The following is a 15,798-nucleotide window of genomic DNA, read 5'->3' on the forward strand; positions in this document are numbered from 1 at the left end:
TGACAAAGCCTCTAGAAGGAGAACCGTACAGATTCTTCACTTATCGTTCAGAATTGGAAATGAATTAAGAAGGGATTTTCAGAAAAATATTTCACCCACGCTGTGGGTTATATGTCAAGCGATTTGATCTTCTACAAAGATTTCACCCCTTCCAGGGGTTCCCAATTTATTCAAACAACCATTCTTCCGCAGGAAGCTCTTTAGCCTCCGGCTCATTTCCAGTGGCGGAAAAATGGATAGAATGCCGATGCCCTGTGCGATGGGATTGGCCTTGGAATGCTTTCAGTAGATCATCCCATCAAAAGGGATGATTTACTGAAAGATATTCCCGACAACAAGGCATTCTATCCATGTGCGAAGGATGGTGCGAAAAGCCACCTTAAATGAGCCAAAGGTTTTTGGTTACTTTTGGGCTCCAAAAGTAACGAGACATCTTCATGTTTATGAGTGGCAGAACGATTCGCTTCTGTGCTGAAGAGGTTTTCGTCGAGGAGATTGAATCGACCGAGCAATAAATACCCCTAATTCCATCGGTGAATTCTTCAGCAAAACCCTGAGGGATTTTCACCGAAATAACTCCAGCACTCACCGAGAAAGCTTCAGAATTGACCTATTTTGCCTGTTATGGGCTGTATTTCTGCTATACCTTTGAAGTATCAAATAAGAAATAACAAGAAAAAATAAAACAGGTATTAATCATTAAAAAAATAAGTCATGAAAAATTTAGTAAAAACATTCGCAATCGCAGGTCTATTATTCACTTCATCGTTCACAGCATTTGCAATCGATAAAGACAAAGACAAATTAAACAGCGCAGTGGTAGAAAATGTTGTTGACGCCTATATCAACACTTCAGTAAGAGGAGATGTAGACCATCTAGACAACCTATTAGGTAAGGACTTCAGTTTGAAGTACAATACTGAATACAATCAGGCACCCCTTTCAAGAGCTAACTACATCAAACAGATCAAAAGCCAAAAGGGAAACACCTACAACTGTGATAGCGACTATCAAATCGTGGAGAAAACTGGCAAATACAGCCTTGCTAAAGTAACGCTTAACTTCTCCAACTTCAAACGCATTGATTACCTAACCATGGTGCAGGACAGTGAAGGCTGGAAAATCACTGAAGTAAATTCAGTTTTTGAAGAGAAATAATTGGATGCGACATATATACAAAAGGCTGCTCGGTAAAATGAGCAGCCTTTCCTATTTCTATCTGTCCCAGAACATGGGAGGTTCAATTCCTAAACTCCTGAGGTAAACATAGCCTTGACCTCTATGGTGGATTTCGTTATCCACAAAATACAGAAGGTTTTCAATGATAGGCTGATTAAATTGACCAAATAGATTGTAATCTTCTGGAAATCTTTCTACTGGAATCTTATTGTAATATTCAGTAATCAATGGGGTCTGTCTATCCCACTCTGCCAATAAGGCTTCTTTGGTATTAAATGGAACATCATGGTTGAAACCCTCTGTGGTATTGCTATCGATCCCTTCTAGACCCGGCAACCCAATAGTCAATAATTCTTTCACCAAATCACTGAAAGGGCGCATCCCTCCTATGCTATATTCGAATAATTCCTTTTCTGGAAATTTCTCAATTGTTTTTCTCGTTAAGCCTCTATGTCCTTGCCAATGGTTCAAAAAGTTCTCTTTCGTAATAATTCCTGTAGTGCTCATAATATTTTCTTTTTAAATGATTGAATACTCAAATTTAAGTGCGATGAATGACAGCCTTTTGTCAACAGAAAATTAAAATCCCAAGCATAAAAAAAGCTTCCAAGGAATATCTTGGAAGCTTGATATGGTTTCGTACCATCCTACAGGATTCTTCCTACAGGATACAGCATGTAGTTATGCTCATAATGATGCGTACGTTTATAGATCCATTCCAATTGTGCCCTTCCACTTTCTGCCAGCTTCGGATCTTGTTTTTTCGCTTCCTCAAAACTTTCCTTTAATTCAACATCATTCTTCAATAGTTCGGCCGCCGTGTCCTCAAATATATAGGCCGAGAAGTATTCTTTTTGCGAAAGGATGGCGTCAAAGAAATTCCAGTTGAAAAAGGAATCCATCGCCTGGGGTTCCAATGTTTCTACTATATAACGATTAATGTCCTGATTGGTTTCGATTATCCAATCGCCTTTATAAAATGGCACCTGCATCATCTTCGGACTCAGCTCCACCGAATGATGGGGATAATGCCCTTCATAGGGAGCTCCCTGTGTTTTGTAGGAAGTGATATAATACATCTCCACTTCCTTTACCTCATCAGCTGCCAACTGATGCATCTTGACACCATTGGTTTGCATCAGTTCTATCAACCTATCATAAGCTTGGGGTACGATATATGCTTTTGGTTTTTTGATACTGATGGACGGCTTGTAATTCGAGAAGTAGGGAACCTGCTTGCTGAAGGGTTTGCTTCTGTCATAATATAACCTATCCTTCCCCGATACTTCACTGGACTTTTTCCCGGATTCAAAACCCCTGAACTCAATTTGATCAACTTTTTCAGTATCCAAGGTCCAGCTGACTGGAAAATCGGTTTGGGCAGCGACTTGTTGTTTTATGTTTTTGCGTAGGGCAACCAGATCTTTGGACTCTTTTACGGAAACTTCAAATAAATTCTTCATCAAGGCATAGGTGGATTCTACACGTTGCTGATAGGGCTTCCACATATGCGTTTCTGGCATGTAGCCAATACTGTTGTGCAGGGCGGCATATCCTGTCGAATACCTAGGGCTTTCAAGAAAGGAAACGAGTCCCGATTCTGGCGTCTCGCCTTTTGCATTCACATAAGGAACCATCGGAAAACCTTCCTTTTCCATTCTTCTGTATAGCTCATCCGTGAATTTGGATTTCATATAGGGTGCCAAGTCCTTATGCAGTTTATCCTTATGGGTTTCGATTAGGGTCATTACATATTGATAATCTGCTCCATTGCTGGTATGGGTATCAAAGAAAACATCTGGATCCCAAGTGCTATATATCTTTTGGAAGAGCCTAGAATTTCGGGTATCACCTTTAATAAAATCCCTGTTGAGATCATAATGCTGCCTAGAGCCCCTAAAACCGTATTCATTTGGACCATTTTGGTTCACTCTGGATTCTCCACGGTTTAGCATTCCCGCAATATTATAGACTGGAATCACGCAGAGTACCAAGTTATCAGGTAATTTATTTGCTTGAAGCAGATCCCTGATAAACATCATGGAAGCATCAATCCCTTCTGGTTCCCCTGGATGTATCCCATTGTTGATCAACATCACTGCCTTTCCTTTTGCCTTAATGCTGTTAGGATCAAAATCACCGTCCTTGGAAAGGACGATCAATTGCAATGGCTTCCCAACATCCGTTAATCCATAATCAATCATTTTAACATCCTTCCTGCCTTTGAGCAAGGCAGAATAATAATCCTGCAATTCTTGATAGGTTACAGTTGTATTCTTTTTGGCATCCAGTTCATAGGGTATTTTCTGAGCTTTTATTTCCATTGTTCCAGTAGATAACAACACAGCGGCCAAGGCCATGCTTTTTAATAAACTTGTATTCATGCTTAGTTTGGCTTATTAGGTGAATAAAGATAGAGATTATTTTTGTTTGGAAGGTTCGGAATGCGACTTCCCTAAATATAAAAAAGGTGCCGTCCCAATGGAACGGCACCTTCTGAAGTCAGCAGCTCTAGTCTAAATACTAGATACTAACTACTAAATACTATTACTGATTTGCACGGATGATATTCAATGCACCACCAGCTTTGAACCAACCGATCTGTTGTTCGTTGTACGTGTGGTTTGCAAGGATCTCTTCAGACGTACCGTCAGCATGGTGCAATACCAATGTAAGCGGTTTGTTTGGAGCAAATTCAGTTAATCCGATGATATCGATAGTATCGTCTTCGTTGATTTTATCGTAATCATCTTTATTCGCGAAGGTAAGACCAAGCATACCTTGTTTTTTCAAGTTAGTTTCGTGGATACGGGCAAATGATTTTACCAATACGGCACGAACACCTAAGTGACGAGGCTCCATAGCTGCGTGTTCACGAGATGAACCTTCACCATAGTTTTCATCACCTACGACGATTGAACCAATACCGTGCGCTTTGTAATCACGTTGTGTTGCAGGAACCGGACCGTATTCACCAGTCAATTGGTTCTTCACATTATCAGTCTTATCGTTGAAGAAGTTAACCGCACCGATCAACATATTGTTAGAAATGTTGTCTAGGTGACCACGGTATTTCAACCAAGGACCAGCCATAGAGATGTGGTCAGTAGTACATTTACCTTTAGCTTTGATCAATAATTTCAAGCCTTTAAGGTCAGTACCTTCCCATGCTGCAAATGGCTCTAATAATTGCAGACGATCTGAATCAGGGTTCACATCCACTACAACGCTTGATCCATCAGCTGCAGGAGCTTGGTATCCTGGATCATCCACTGCAAATCCTTTTTCTGGTAATTCATCACCAGTAGGAGGATCTAATTTTACTTGTTCACCGTTTTTGTTGGTCAACGTATCTGTAAGCGGGTTAAAACCTAAATCACCTGAGATAGCGATCGCAGCAACCATTTCTGGAGATGTTACGAATGCAAAAGTGTTCGGGTTACCATCAGCACGTTTCGCAAAGTTACGGTTGAAGGAGTGAACGATAGTGTTTTTCTCTTGTTTCTCAGATCCAGCACGATCCCACATACCGATACATGGTCCACATGCATTGGTAAAGATCGTAGCATTAAGGTCTTCGAAAGTTTTCAATAATCCATCACGGTCAGCAGTGAAACGAACTTGCTCCGATCCTGGGTTGATACCAAATTCAGCTTTTGTTACAAGTCCTTTTTCAACAGCTTGGCGAGCGATAGAAGCAGCACGTGATAAATCTTCGTATGAAGAGTTAGTACATGAACCGATCAATCCCCACTCTACTTTAGTAGGCCAGCCGTTTTTACCAGCTTCTTCACGCATACGTGAAATTGGAGTATACAAATCTGGAGTAAAAGGTCCGTTCAATGAAGGCTCTAACTCCGATAAGTTGATTTCGATCAATTGATCGAAGTATTGTTCAGGGTTTGCATAAACCTCAGGGTCAGCAGTCAAATGTTCTTTGATTGCATTCGCCGCATCAGCAACTTCTGCACGGTCTGTAGCACGCAAGTAACGCTCCATAGAAGCATCATAACCGAAGGTTGATGTCGTTGCACCGATTTCAGCACCCATGTTACAGATTGTACCTTTACCTGTACAAGATAAAGATTCAGCACCTTCGCCAAAGTATTCTACGATAGCACCAGTACCACCTTTTACAGTTAAGATACCAGCCACTTTCAAGATTACATCTTTTGGAGCCGCCCAACCAGAAAGTTTACCTGTTAATTTTACACCGATCAATTTAGGGAATTTCAGCTCCCAAGGTAATCCTGCCATCACATCACATGCATCTGCACCACCAACACCGATCGCAACCATACCTAAACCACCCGCATTTACTGTGTGGGAGTCAGTACCGATCATCATACCACCTGGGAAAGCATAGTTTTCCAATACTACCTGGTGGATAATACCAGCACCTGGTTTCCAGAAACCAATACCGTATTTGTTCGATACAGAACTCAAGAAGTTGAATACTTCTGAGCTTTCATTTTTAGCACGATTTAAATCCTCTGCTGCTCCATCACGCGCTTGAATCAAGTGGTCACAGTGAACAGTTGAAGGAACTGCTGCTTGCGGACGGCCTGCTTGCATAAATTGCAATAAAGCCATCTGAGCAGTTGCATCCTGCATCGCTACACGGTCCGGTGCGAAATCAACGTATGATTTGCCACGCTCGTAAGCCTCTGAGGCATTACCATCCCAAAGATGCGTATATAAAATTTTCTCAGCTAGAGTCAATGGTTTATTTACAACTTGGCGAGCAGCTTTTACACGCTCATCATATTGAGAATAAACCTTTTTGATCATGTCTATATCAAAAGCCATTATTTGTAGTTTAATATGATTTATTAAATTTTACACTATTAAGCTCATACTATGAGCTGTTTACGCAAAAATACAAAAAAAACTGCGTTTTATTCGCATTTCTGCCACTTCTCGCTAATTTGGAAGTATTCTAAACAAAAGGGTTAAACCAATTGAACTGAAGGGTCTACAGCCTTCAATTCCTGTATTGTTTGAACTGGATTTTCGGAAGAGAACACAAAGCTACCGGCCACCAAAACGTCAGCTCCAGCTGCCAATAACTTGCCCGCATTGGAAGTCCCAACACCTCCGTCAATCTCGATCAAAACATCCGTATTCTGCTCTGCCGCTAAAGCGCGTAATTCTTTAATTTTACTGTACGTTCGCTCAATGAATTTCTGTCCTCCGAAACCGGGATTTACAGACATCAGGCAAACTAGGTCAATATCCTGGATCACATCCTTCAACAAGGAAACCGGTGTATGCGGATTCAATGCAACCCCTGCTTTACATCCCAACTCCTTAATCGCTGCTAATGTGCGATGTAAATGTGTGCAAGCTTCATAATGAACAGTTATAACCTCTGCCCCATTATCCTTGCAAACCTTCAAGTAACGGTCTGGATCCACGATCATCAAATGTACATCCAAAGGCTTTTTTGCATGCTTTGCAATGGCACTCATTACCGGGAATCCAAAAGAGATGTTTGGGACAAATACCCCATCCATGATGTCAATATGAAACCAATCAGCTTCGCTCGCATTGACCATCTCTACGTCACGCTGTAAGTTTGCAAAATCTGCAGCCAATACCGAAGGTGCTATTAAGTGTTGTTGTATGGACATGTCTTAAATTTTTTGCAAAGATAACAAGTATTATCCTCTAATTGAAAAATAGACAGGTTTTCCCTAGAATTGCTACATTCAACTTACAATCCAAAGCAAAAAGGAAAGAAACTCCTCGACAATAAGGACAATGTTTTCAGATTGTCTTAGCCTAAAATCAAACTGTTTGCCGTAAAATAATTACATTTGTTAGTTAGGATTACTAAAATTAGATTGTGGCGAAATTAAAGATAAATTACCCTAAGGATAAATTACAGCAAAACTCCAGTTTGTGGAAATATGGAATGGTGGTCTTAACCATTGTCCTGATCTGTATATTCCTACCCAAACAACCCAGATTTAGGTACGAATACCAGAAAGGAAAACCTTGGAACCATGAAAACCTGACCTCCCCCTACAACTTCGCAGTCCTCAAAACTGCCGAAGAAATGGAGCGCGATAAACAGTACATCCTGAATACGGTCCAACCTATCTATAACCTGAACGATGTGGCCAGTAAGGAACAGATCGACCAGTTCAATACCGACCTCAACGAAAAATGGCAATCCAGCCAATTAGATTCCGCCGAGACAGGAAACCTCAATGACTATCGAGAAGTAGGAACCGCCCTCTTGAATTACATCTACGAAAGAGGTGTCCTTTCCCTCAATAATCGATATCAAAACAAAGGCAATGACTCCTCCAGAAATGATCCTACTTCGTTGGAGTATAACTTTGTCCTGATCCACGACAATATCGCCCAGCAGAAGAATACGGTAGATTGTTATACGATAGAATCTGCAAATCAATATATCGTTGGAGCACTTGAAAAGAACAAACTGATCGAGCATAAGAAATGGCTGTCTGAAGTCCTGAAAAACTACATTACCATCAACTACGTCTTTAATGAGTCCCAGACCAACAAAGTTGAGCAAACGGCCTTGGCCAATATCTCAACCACCCGAGGGATGGTGCAAAAGGACGAACTGATTGCTGAACAGGGGAAAATAATCAATAACGACACTTATCAGAAATTAGAGTCCCTACGAAAGGTATTCGAGGACGAATCTAGGATCAGTGGCGAACAGAACCTTGTCACTTTTGGACACTTTATCCTGATTTCGCTAGCCATGGCCCTATTGATGGTATTCCTTTATTTCTTCAGAAGGGATATCTTCAACAATAACCGTCTGCTGTTCATTATCTTCATCGTCATTTTGGTGATGTTAGGGGTATTGAGTTGGGCTATCAAGATCAAGATCCCAAGTCTTTATTACATTCCATATTGTAGTGTACCGATCATCTTCAGATTATTGTTCGATACACGGATAGCACTCAACATCCATATCCTGATGGTACTGATTGCTGGACTGTTCGTACCTAACAGTTTTGATTTTGTTTTCTTGCAGTTCACGGCCGGTATGGTTGCGATTTACAGCATCCGTACACTGGTTAAGAGAGAGCAATTCCTGGTATCCAGTGTGCTGATCTTAGGAACCTACATCCTTGCTTATATGGGATTGGTTCTGACCCGTAACGGATCTTTTTCTTCGATTTACTGGCAGGACATCCTTCCATTTACAGTGAGTGTAGGATTGACCCTTCTCGCCTATCCTTTAATCTATGCTTTCGAGAAGTTATTTGGAATCGTTTCTGACTTAACCTTAATGGAATTGACCAATAGTAACTCTAGGTTACTGCGTGAGCTTTCCTTAAAGGCACCAGGCACCTTCCAGCATTCGCTACAGGTTGCTAACCTTGCTGAAGCCGCAATATATAAAATTGGTGGAAACCCATTACTGGTCCGTGCAGGAGCTTTATACCATGATATTGGTAAGATGATCAATCCACTGTACTTTATCGAAAACCAGAAAACCAATGACAACCCCCACGAGGAGTTGACTCCTGAACAAAGTGCACAGATCATTATCTCGCACGTGTTGAAGGGCATTGAAATGGCTAGGAAGAACCAGATGCCTGAGGTGGTAATCGACTTTATCAGAACGCACCATGGAACGACTAAGGTTGATTACTTCTACAACATGGCGGTAAAGGCGAATCCAGACAAAGTCATTGACGAGTCAATCTTTAAATACCCTGGTCCAGTACCATTTTCAAAGGAGACCGCTGTCTTAATGATGGCAGACTCTGTTGAGGCTGCTTCAAGGGCATTAAAGGAGCCTACCGAAGAGTCAATCAATAATTTGGTGGACAAGATCATAGACCATAAATTATTGCAGAGACAGTTCCAGAATGCGGATATTACGATGCGTGAGATCACAGAATCGGCCAAGATCTTCAAGGCCATGCTGAAGAGCATTTACCATGTTCGCATTGATTACGATCTAAGTAAGAAGAAAGATAATTAAAAAAACAAATTGATATTCAAAAGGTTGCTGTAGGCAGCTCATAAAATGCGTATTTTTCGCTAAATCGACTTTGAAGAGTGAAAATTTTGCGTTATGTTTGCACTGTCGAAACCCGGAGAGGTGCCTGAGTGGCCGAAAGGAACAGTTTGCTAAACTGTCGTACTGGAAACGGTACCGCGGGTTCGAATCCCGCCCTCTCCGCAAAGATATCTTAAAACCCTTCAATGTTAATTGAAGGGTTTTATTTTTCACATCAAATTGCCAAGCTTGCTTGAAGCAATTTGATGTGAAAAATAAAACCAGCGAGTGTAACGAGCGAAGGTTTTGATACTATCTTTTAGCCTCCCCCTCCAGGGATCGCCGAAGGCAATCCCGCCATCCCTCGAATAACCGTTTGATGTTCGCTAAAGGAATCCCTACGAAAGCTAAAGGAAAGCTAAAGAAAAGTCGTTGTTCACTGAAGAATATCAGTGTTCGCTAAAAGAATCCCTTTGAAAGCTAAAGGAGAACCTGTTGGTACCAAATAAAAATCCTATGGATGCTAAAGAAAAGCTCGTTGTTCGCTGAAGAATATCAGTGTTCGCTAAAAGAATCCCTTTGAAAGCTAAAGGAGAACCTGTTGGTCCCAGATAAAAATCCTATGGATGCTAAAGAAAAGCTCGTTGTTCCTTTAAAGAATGTCTGTGTTTCAAAAAATACACCCTTTACATCAAAACCCCCTCTTCCCCCCACATTTCTTGCCCTATGACAAGCCAATTCCCTCCTCCCAACCTTATCTTTAATTTATCAAACTCCCACAACCATGAGAAAAATAACAGCCGCCTTCAACATGACCCTCGATGGTAATTGCGATCATACCGTTCCAAATCCCGATGCTGATATCCATGATCATTACAGTCAGCTCATATCAAATGCCGATGCTCTCCTTTATGGTAGAATTACCTTCGAACTGATGAAATTTTGGCAAACCCTCCTTAGCAACCCTTCCGACCAACAATCTCACAATGATTTTGCAATAGCCATAGACAAGGTTCCAAAAATCGTATTCTCCAACAGCATACTATCAACCGGCTGGGATACTGCACAATTGTCCGAAAAACCATTGTCCGAAAAGATCAAAGAATTAAAAAACGGAGAAGGGAAAGACATCTTAATCTGCAGCAGGAGCTTAATCATTCAATTGCTGAATCAAAACCTTATTGACGAATTTCAGCTATGCATTCACCCCATTATCGCAGGGCCAGGACTTATGCTTTTTGATAAAATTGAAAAACGAATTGACATGAACCTTCGCGAAACAAAATCCTTCAAATCCGGTGCTGTAATCCATTATTACATCCCAATCCGGAACTAAGATTACACAAAAAAACCTACCTCGGTTCATGTTGATGGCAATATCCATTGACATTTCTTGTCATATGCTTACAACGTGTGCCTTTTTTGGTCTTACCTTTACATTGTACAGACCTAGAAACTGCCCCTTGCGCTTCTCCTGGTTTTATCCCTAATCCACTTTGAGCTGTCCCCACTAAACCACTTGGTTTTGTTTGCCCAGGATTACATTGCGAACAGGCACTAAGACCCATTTTTTGGGCATCAGCAATACTCAACGCATTTGAAACATTCTTGACATAACGGCACGTTGCAGTATGGTATTTACTGCCTGATGGAGTTTTATAAACTGTCTGCGCAGATAGGCAGAAAGTAGACAGCACAAAAAATATACAGATAAGATACCTCAAGGTTACAATTAGTTTACACAAAGATAAAACAAGAATCTACATAACCTCAAATAAATGCATTTAACATGAAGTAAGTTTAGAAATTTGGAGCATAAAAAAACACCCCTGCAAGCTGCAGAGGTGTCCATATCTTTATTTTAGTTGGCTGTTCCTGTCAAGGATTCAGGCTGCCAATCTCTAATCGTCACATTTCCGAGTACCATTCCAATTTTTGCAATATCAAGGTCTATGGTATACTCCTTACCAGCTTCAAATGCTAAACCAGCATTGGCTTTCCAAACAAACACATCAGTCCCAATACTGAAACTTACCGAAAAGTCTCCGGCAGCTGCAAATGTTTTTGGAAGAACGATCGCCTCATAACGGCTACCCAAGGTTTTTCCAAAAGGCTCAATAGTGGCAGGGGTATTTTGATTGCTGACCACTCCAGTGGACAAACTAAAGTCAGCCAAAGTATTCATGCCAGCCATCGACACCTCCATATCATCCCATTCCTGGCTGCTATCATCCATTCCGCTACCTGCCGATGTCAGGATGACCAGCTTTGCCAGTTTATGTTCAAATTCCAGTGGAACCATCGTTGCAGAAGCTTTATCATAACCATTACCTGCATTATCAACTTTTGTCCATAATAGATCATTAGACGCAAGATCAGTCTGGGAAGAAAGGTCAATGGCGAAATTACCAAGATTGGTTATCCCTGCTCGATAAGGATAATAGGCAATAAAGTCTACTTTACTTCCAGATACTGGAAAATAAATCTCCTGTCCTGTTGCGGCGTTGAAGTTGCTCCCGTCTGCAGTTTGGTATAATCGGTTGCTCATGGCATTATAGATATCCGTAGTACCATTGTTGACCATAAATATCCCTATTTGATCATTTGTGCTCCAAGTCGTTGTGATCCCATTGTTGGCGGTTGCCTTTTTCATTCCGGCGTTGAAGTTGACCACCTGCGAGGTTTCTTCCTTCAGGTTGTCTACCTTGCTACAAGAACTGATCAGGATCCCCGCAAGTGCGATAGAGGTTATTAATTGGATTTTCATCTGCTATAGAATTATTTTTTTTCCTTAATTGAATGTTCTGTTTATTCCATAAGTTATGGCCACAGGCTTACATCTCGCTTTCCATTGAATTTATATCACCATCTTGGCAAGCTATCACAAGCCCCAATGTTGGGGCTTGCGAAAAACTGATGTTCAGATCAATTTATGCAAGAAAGAACATCATATTGTTCAGGACAGGTTAATTTCCCCTGTACCTATACATTAATTTGCTATACCTGTTCTACTTTCTGTTTCCCAATCTGTGATGGTTATACCACTCAGGTTCACACCAGTTTTTTCAATATCAAGGCTAATGGTATACTGTTTTCCAGCCTCAAATTGCTCACCAGCTGCCGCTTTCCATACAAATACATCTGTACCAACCGTGAAACTGATTTGCAGATCACCTGCTGCAGCAAAGGTTGCTGGAAGCACGATGGCTTCATATAGCGCTCCTGATGTCTTTGCAAAAGGCGCCACCACAAGTGCTGCGCTTGGATTGCTTAGCGTACCGGTCGACAGGTCAAAATCGGCCGCTGTGTTCATACCAGTAACCTGTACTGTCATATTAGCCCATTCCAAACTGGCATCGTCCATACCCGTTGAAGCATTTGGAACAATAGCTATCTTGGACAGTTTATGTTCAAATTCCAGAGGAACCTGTCCGGCAGTACTTTTATTGTAACCATTATTGCCATTGTTCACTTTTACCCAAAGCAAATCATTTTGAGCAAGATTGGCCTGTGTAGAAAGATCAATTTCATAATTATCTCCTAATGCTGTTATACTTGGTCTGTACGGATAATAAGCAATAAAATCCACCTTGCTATCAGATACCGGGTAGTAGATTTCATGGCCTGGTTGAGGAGCAAAAGCAATTCCGTCACTTGTCACATATAACTTATTTGCCATACCACCATAAACATCTGCAGTTCCTGAATTCAGCATAAATATCCCTATCTGATCTCCCGTCTGCCAGGAACTGGTTATTCCATTGTTTATAGTCGCTTTCTTCATTCCTGCAGTAAATCGTACTTGGTCAGAGGTTTCTTCCTTAAGGTTATCGACCTTACTACACGAGCTGAACATTAATGCCACAAGAGCAATACTGGTTAATAATTGGGTTTTCATTTTTTATTGTTTTGATTTTTTCAGTTCTGTTAATAATTATCTTTTTCTATTGTGTTTGTATTATTCATTACTCAATCAAAAAATCGAGTTTTATTATCTTTGCTTCCCCAGCCATGAGTTGAACAACCTTTGGAAGTAAATACTTTTTTGTACCGGCGGTACTCGTTAATGTTATTATTTCTTTTGAATTTGGCAGGTTATGAACTGGCAAATAAGCACGATAGGTAAATTTGGTTAAATAATCTGGGGACGAAGGTTGCTCTACCCTATACAGGTAATAGGAAATATTTCCATTGATATTCAATAAACTATGATTATATAAATTCAACATTGCCATTCCTATATTAGAGGTCACTGAAACCTCCAAACTTTGATCTGGTCCCGTTCCTGCCCCCGCTCCCTTAGATACTTCTATCTGCAGCATAGCCAACCTATGGGTAAGAACTAATTCAACATCCCCCCCTTTTACCACACTCCCTACTGCACCTGACATCAAGTCTGATTTTGCAAACCCATTCAACCCTTCATTCATGGAGCTTGGATAAAAATGTATTTGCAATGGATCTATAGGATTTTCTACTGATGGATCAGGTTGATATGGGTAATATGCATAAAAATCATAATTAGCGGCTCCATTTGGCCACTCTATGTCTCCATCCCACCCCGTACCATTGTAGGTGAGTTTCGCGTTGTGGATCGGATTGCCTGAAGCAACCAAATTTGTTCCTTGAGCAGCACCAAACACCCCAATCTCATCACCTACTTTAAAGGTAGTTGTGAAATCAGCACTGGATGTTGGGTGTACCGTGGCTTTCTTTTCCTTTCCGTTATTGATGTTAACCTTAAAATTGATCTTCTCTCTGTGTGGTGTTGGTCCATCCTTTACCTTGCTACAACCAAAAATTAGCAGAACCATGGAAAACATGATGATTTTCATAGGTTGGAAGTATATCGTTCTTCTTTTCATTACTTTCATTTGTTTTATTAGGAATACCTATTAAAATCGTGGCTTTAACACGATTTGATTTTATACGGCTACCAAGCCTGGCCCGAAGCGTTTTGCTTGACCCAGTCCTTGATACTAACTTTAAATCCTGCAGCTGTTTGGGTTTCTACCTTTGCCTTGAGCTCCATTGGGATATGTTTGTCCGTGTTTACATCTGCGAGCAGCTCAGTCATGTCCGACTCCATGGATACGACTTCAGGTACCCCTTGGTCAAAACTCAAGGATCCAGAAATCATCTGTTCCCCGCCTTGCACTCCAAGAATGCGGATCACAGCCTTCCATGTGCCGTCTGCCTGCTTCTTGAAGTCTAACGGTACGCTACTCGGACTCCCTAAGGGCACATTGCCCTGTAGGTCCCAAGCAGAAGCGATCCCCGATAATTGAGCTTGGATCGAATTGATGTTGGACGCACTCCCTCCCTCTGGTTCGAGGATAATGGTCAATTGACGGACTTGTTGTTGCATTACTGCAGTGGCTTCCACGTTGCTTTCATTTGCATATTGAAGTTCGCCAGTCGCAGAAAAAAGCCATTCAGGCATTGGGATCAATTGTCCGTTTTCAATATGCTGTTTGGCAATGCCAGATTCAATATCAAATCCGGAAGCAAGGTTATAAGCTAGATAGGGATAGGTACCTGGAAACAGTTCCGGCAAATCAGCCTGACCTTGCCCAAAGGAATGTACTTTTCCATCAAGAATGATTTGGTAACTGTTAGGGATTGAAATTCCCTCTGTTCGTTTTTCCCAGTCCGTCTGCAACAGGTAATGCCCCTGTTCGGTCAGTTCTAGCCTACTACAGGAAGGAAACAGAAAGCTGACTAGGATAGTGATATATAGGCAGCAAACTACGCGAGATCTTTTTCGTGTTTTTTGATAATTTTTCTCCATTTCATTTAAGGTTTAATTGGTCCGTCTAGAAAAGCTAATGCTGATTCCCGTTGGTCCCCAGTAGGTCCTGTCAGGAATGGTTGCTGTACGGTAGTGCTCTCCATTTACATGGCGCATCTTTTCCACTTTGCTAAATTGAAGGAAACCAAGCGTAAGCCCGATATCGATCAACAGCTTTTCCCCAGCAGCATACTGCTTTCCGAAAGTAAATCCCCCGCCCATAAAGTGGCCTTGTTCATTGGAGATGTTATAGTCGCCGACGGTACCTTTCAGGCCTATGTAGGCATCCCGCGAATCATTTGTGTAATAACGCAGTTGAGGAGCGGCATACCAGTTACGCCAGTAATGGTCATTGCCATTCCGCTTGAAGTTCCAATGCGACAGTCCCCCATCGGCCAAAAGGCCAATTCGATCAGCAGCACGATATTCCACCCCCAGATTGGGAACAAGAAATAGCCAGCCCAGCATGTTACTGCGGACATTAAAACTTCCAGGCTTTGAACCTTCAAGAATTTTGACTTCCTGACCCTTCAGCGGATTTAGCAAAAGGCAAAACATAAGCATACAGAGTGATCCTCGGATCATTTTAGTTTTATTGGTCATTGGTTTGGTATGGTATAGTATCAACATTATAAATACACTATAATGTTGTAATTATATTTTATTATGAGACTAATATATTAATTATAAATAAACTTGGAAGTATTTTATTGAAATTTTTAATGAAATCAAGACACAGCTGTCCTAAATAAATTTAGGTTGTAAAAAAATCTGCCTTCTTCTATGAATCAGGAAAGCTTTTCGTGAAAAATCAAATTATATCCTCAAT

13 protein-coding genes and 1 tRNA gene are annotated in these 15,798 nt (G+C 41.1%); 4 read left to right on the plus strand and 10 right to left on the minus strand.

All coding sequences use genetic code 11. From position 1 onward, the window contains the following. The first annotated feature begins 714 nt into the window (after positions 1 to 714). Entirely contained in the window at positions 715 to 1,158 is a 444-nt protein-coding gene (locus ACWICE_RS10985; protein WP_454298385.1) for a nuclear transport factor 2 family protein, read from the plus strand. 57 nt (positions 1,159 to 1,215) lie between these two features. Here ACWICE_RS10985 and ACWICE_RS10990 read toward each other — a convergent pair whose 3' ends face one another. The 4 genes from ACWICE_RS10990 to rpe all read right to left on the minus strand — a co-directional run bounded on the left by ACWICE_RS10990 (position 1,216) and on the right by rpe (position 6,812). Continuing rightward, positions 1,216 to 1,686, minus strand: a complete 471-nt coding sequence (locus ACWICE_RS10990) for a DinB family protein (protein ID WP_185213854.1) — start codon at positions 1,684 to 1,686, stop codon at positions 1,216 to 1,218. Between the two features lie 140 nt (positions 1,687 to 1,826). Beyond that, on the minus strand, positions 1,827 to 3,563 hold the full coding sequence (locus ACWICE_RS10995) for a M14 family zinc carboxypeptidase (protein WP_454298386.1): 1,737 nt from the start codon (positions 3,561 to 3,563) through the stop codon (positions 1,827 to 1,829). A 163-nt stretch (positions 3,564 to 3,726) separates the two neighbouring features. After that, positions 3,727 to 5,988: an aconitate hydratase gene (locus ACWICE_RS11000; protein WP_185213853.1), complete on the minus strand. Its 2,262-nt coding sequence runs from the start codon at positions 5,986 to 5,988 to the stop codon at positions 3,727 to 3,729. A 143-nt stretch (positions 5,989 to 6,131) separates the two neighbouring features. Then, positions 6,132 to 6,812 carry a ribulose-phosphate 3-epimerase gene (rpe, locus tag ACWICE_RS11005; protein ID WP_454298387.1) on the minus strand — a complete coding sequence of 227 codons (681 nt, stop codon included), beginning with the start codon at positions 6,810 to 6,812 and terminating at the stop codon, positions 6,132 to 6,134. A 215-nt stretch (positions 6,813 to 7,027) separates the two neighbouring features. Between rpe and ACWICE_RS11010 the strand changes: the two genes are divergently transcribed. The 3 genes from ACWICE_RS11010 (at position 7,028) to ACWICE_RS11020 (ending at position 10,514) form a co-directional block, all read left to right on the plus strand. Next, the gene (locus tag ACWICE_RS11010) at positions 7,028 to 9,160 is read left to right on the plus strand and encodes an HD family phosphohydrolase (protein ID WP_185213851.1); all 2,133 of its coding nucleotides are present in this window, start codon (positions 7,028 to 7,030) and stop codon (positions 9,158 to 9,160) included. Positions 9,161 to 9,274: 114 nt separating this feature from the next. Then, positions 9,275 to 9,361 (plus strand) — tRNA-Ser (locus ACWICE_RS11015). A 601-nt stretch (positions 9,362 to 9,962) separates the two neighbouring features. Further along, the gene (locus ACWICE_RS11020) at positions 9,963 to 10,514 is read left to right on the plus strand and encodes a dihydrofolate reductase family protein (protein ID WP_454298388.1); all 552 of its coding nucleotides are present in this window, start codon (positions 9,963 to 9,965) and stop codon (positions 10,512 to 10,514) included. Between the two features lie 16 nt (positions 10,515 to 10,530). Here ACWICE_RS11020 and ACWICE_RS11025 read toward each other — a convergent pair whose 3' ends face one another. From ACWICE_RS11025 to ACWICE_RS11050, 6 genes are all read right to left on the minus strand, one after another. Further along, on the minus strand, positions 10,531 to 10,923 hold the full coding sequence (locus ACWICE_RS11025) for a hypothetical protein (protein ID WP_454298389.1): 393 nt from the start codon (positions 10,921 to 10,923) through the stop codon (positions 10,531 to 10,533). 116 nt (positions 10,924 to 11,039) lie between these two features. Next, the gene (locus ACWICE_RS11030) at positions 11,040 to 11,945 is read right to left on the minus strand and encodes a fimbrillin family protein (protein WP_454298390.1); all 906 of its coding nucleotides are present in this window, start codon (positions 11,943 to 11,945) and stop codon (positions 11,040 to 11,042) included. A 222-nt stretch (positions 11,946 to 12,167) separates the two neighbouring features. After that, entirely contained in the window at positions 12,168 to 13,076 is a 909-nt protein-coding gene (locus ACWICE_RS11035; protein WP_454298391.1) for a fimbrillin family protein, read from the minus strand. A gap of 67 nt (positions 13,077 to 13,143) precedes the next feature. Then, a complete protein-coding gene (locus ACWICE_RS11040; protein ID WP_454298392.1) occupies positions 13,144 to 14,043 on the minus strand; it encodes a fimbrillin family protein in 900 nt (299 codons plus the stop codon). A gap of 68 nt (positions 14,044 to 14,111) precedes the next feature. After that, positions 14,112 to 14,969, minus strand: coding sequence for a FimB/Mfa2 family fimbrial subunit (locus tag ACWICE_RS11045; RefSeq protein WP_454298393.1), 858 nt, complete (start codon positions 14,967 to 14,969; stop codon positions 14,112 to 14,114). Positions 14,970 to 14,981: 12 nt separating this feature from the next. Continuing rightward, complete coding sequence (locus ACWICE_RS11050) at positions 14,982 to 15,599, minus strand: DUF3575 domain-containing protein (RefSeq protein WP_454298394.1); 618 nt, start codon at positions 15,597 to 15,599, stop codon at positions 14,982 to 14,984. Between the last annotated feature and the right edge of the window lie 199 nt (positions 15,600 to 15,798).

This window comes from Sphingobacterium sp. NPDC055346 (genome assembly GCF_053645235.1).

Bases quoted from the DNA above. Each gene is read 5' to 3' on its own strand.
- ACWICE_RS10985 (WP_454298385.1), top strand. From the start codon at position 715: ATGAAAAATTTAGTAAAAACATTCGCAATCGCAGGTCTATTATTCACT.
- ACWICE_RS10990 (WP_185213854.1), bottom strand. From the start codon at position 1,686: ATGAGCACTACAGGAATTATTACGAAAGAGAACTTTTTGAACCATTGG.
- ACWICE_RS10995 (WP_454298386.1), bottom strand. From the start codon at position 3,563: ATGAATACAAGTTTATTAAAAAGCATGGCCTTGGCCGCTGTGTTGTTA.
- ACWICE_RS11000 (WP_185213853.1), bottom strand. From the start codon at position 5,988: ATGGCTTTTGATATAGACATGATCAAAAAGGTTTATTCTCAATATGAT.
- rpe (WP_454298387.1), bottom strand. From the start codon at position 6,812: ATGTCCATACAACAACACTTAATAGCACCTTCGGTATTGGCTGCAGAT.
- ACWICE_RS11020 (WP_454298388.1), top strand. From the start codon at position 9,963: ATGAGAAAAATAACAGCCGCCTTCAACATGACCCTCGATGGTAATTGC.
- ACWICE_RS11030 (WP_454298390.1), bottom strand. From the start codon at position 11,945: ATGAAAATCCAATTAATAACCTCTATCGCACTTGCGGGGATCCTGATC.
- ACWICE_RS11035 (WP_454298391.1), bottom strand. From the start codon at position 13,076: ATGAAAACCCAATTATTAACCAGTATTGCTCTTGTGGCATTAATGTTC.
- ACWICE_RS11040 (WP_454298392.1), bottom strand. From the start codon at position 14,043: ATGAAAAGAAGAACGATATACTTCCAACCTATGAAAATCATCATGTTT.
- ACWICE_RS11045 (WP_454298393.1), bottom strand. From the start codon at position 14,969: ATGGAGAAAAATTATCAAAAAACACGAAAAAGATCTCGCGTAGTTTGC.
- ACWICE_RS11050 (WP_454298394.1), bottom strand. From the start codon at position 15,599: ATGTTGATACTATACCATACCAAACCAATGACCAATAAAACTAAAATG.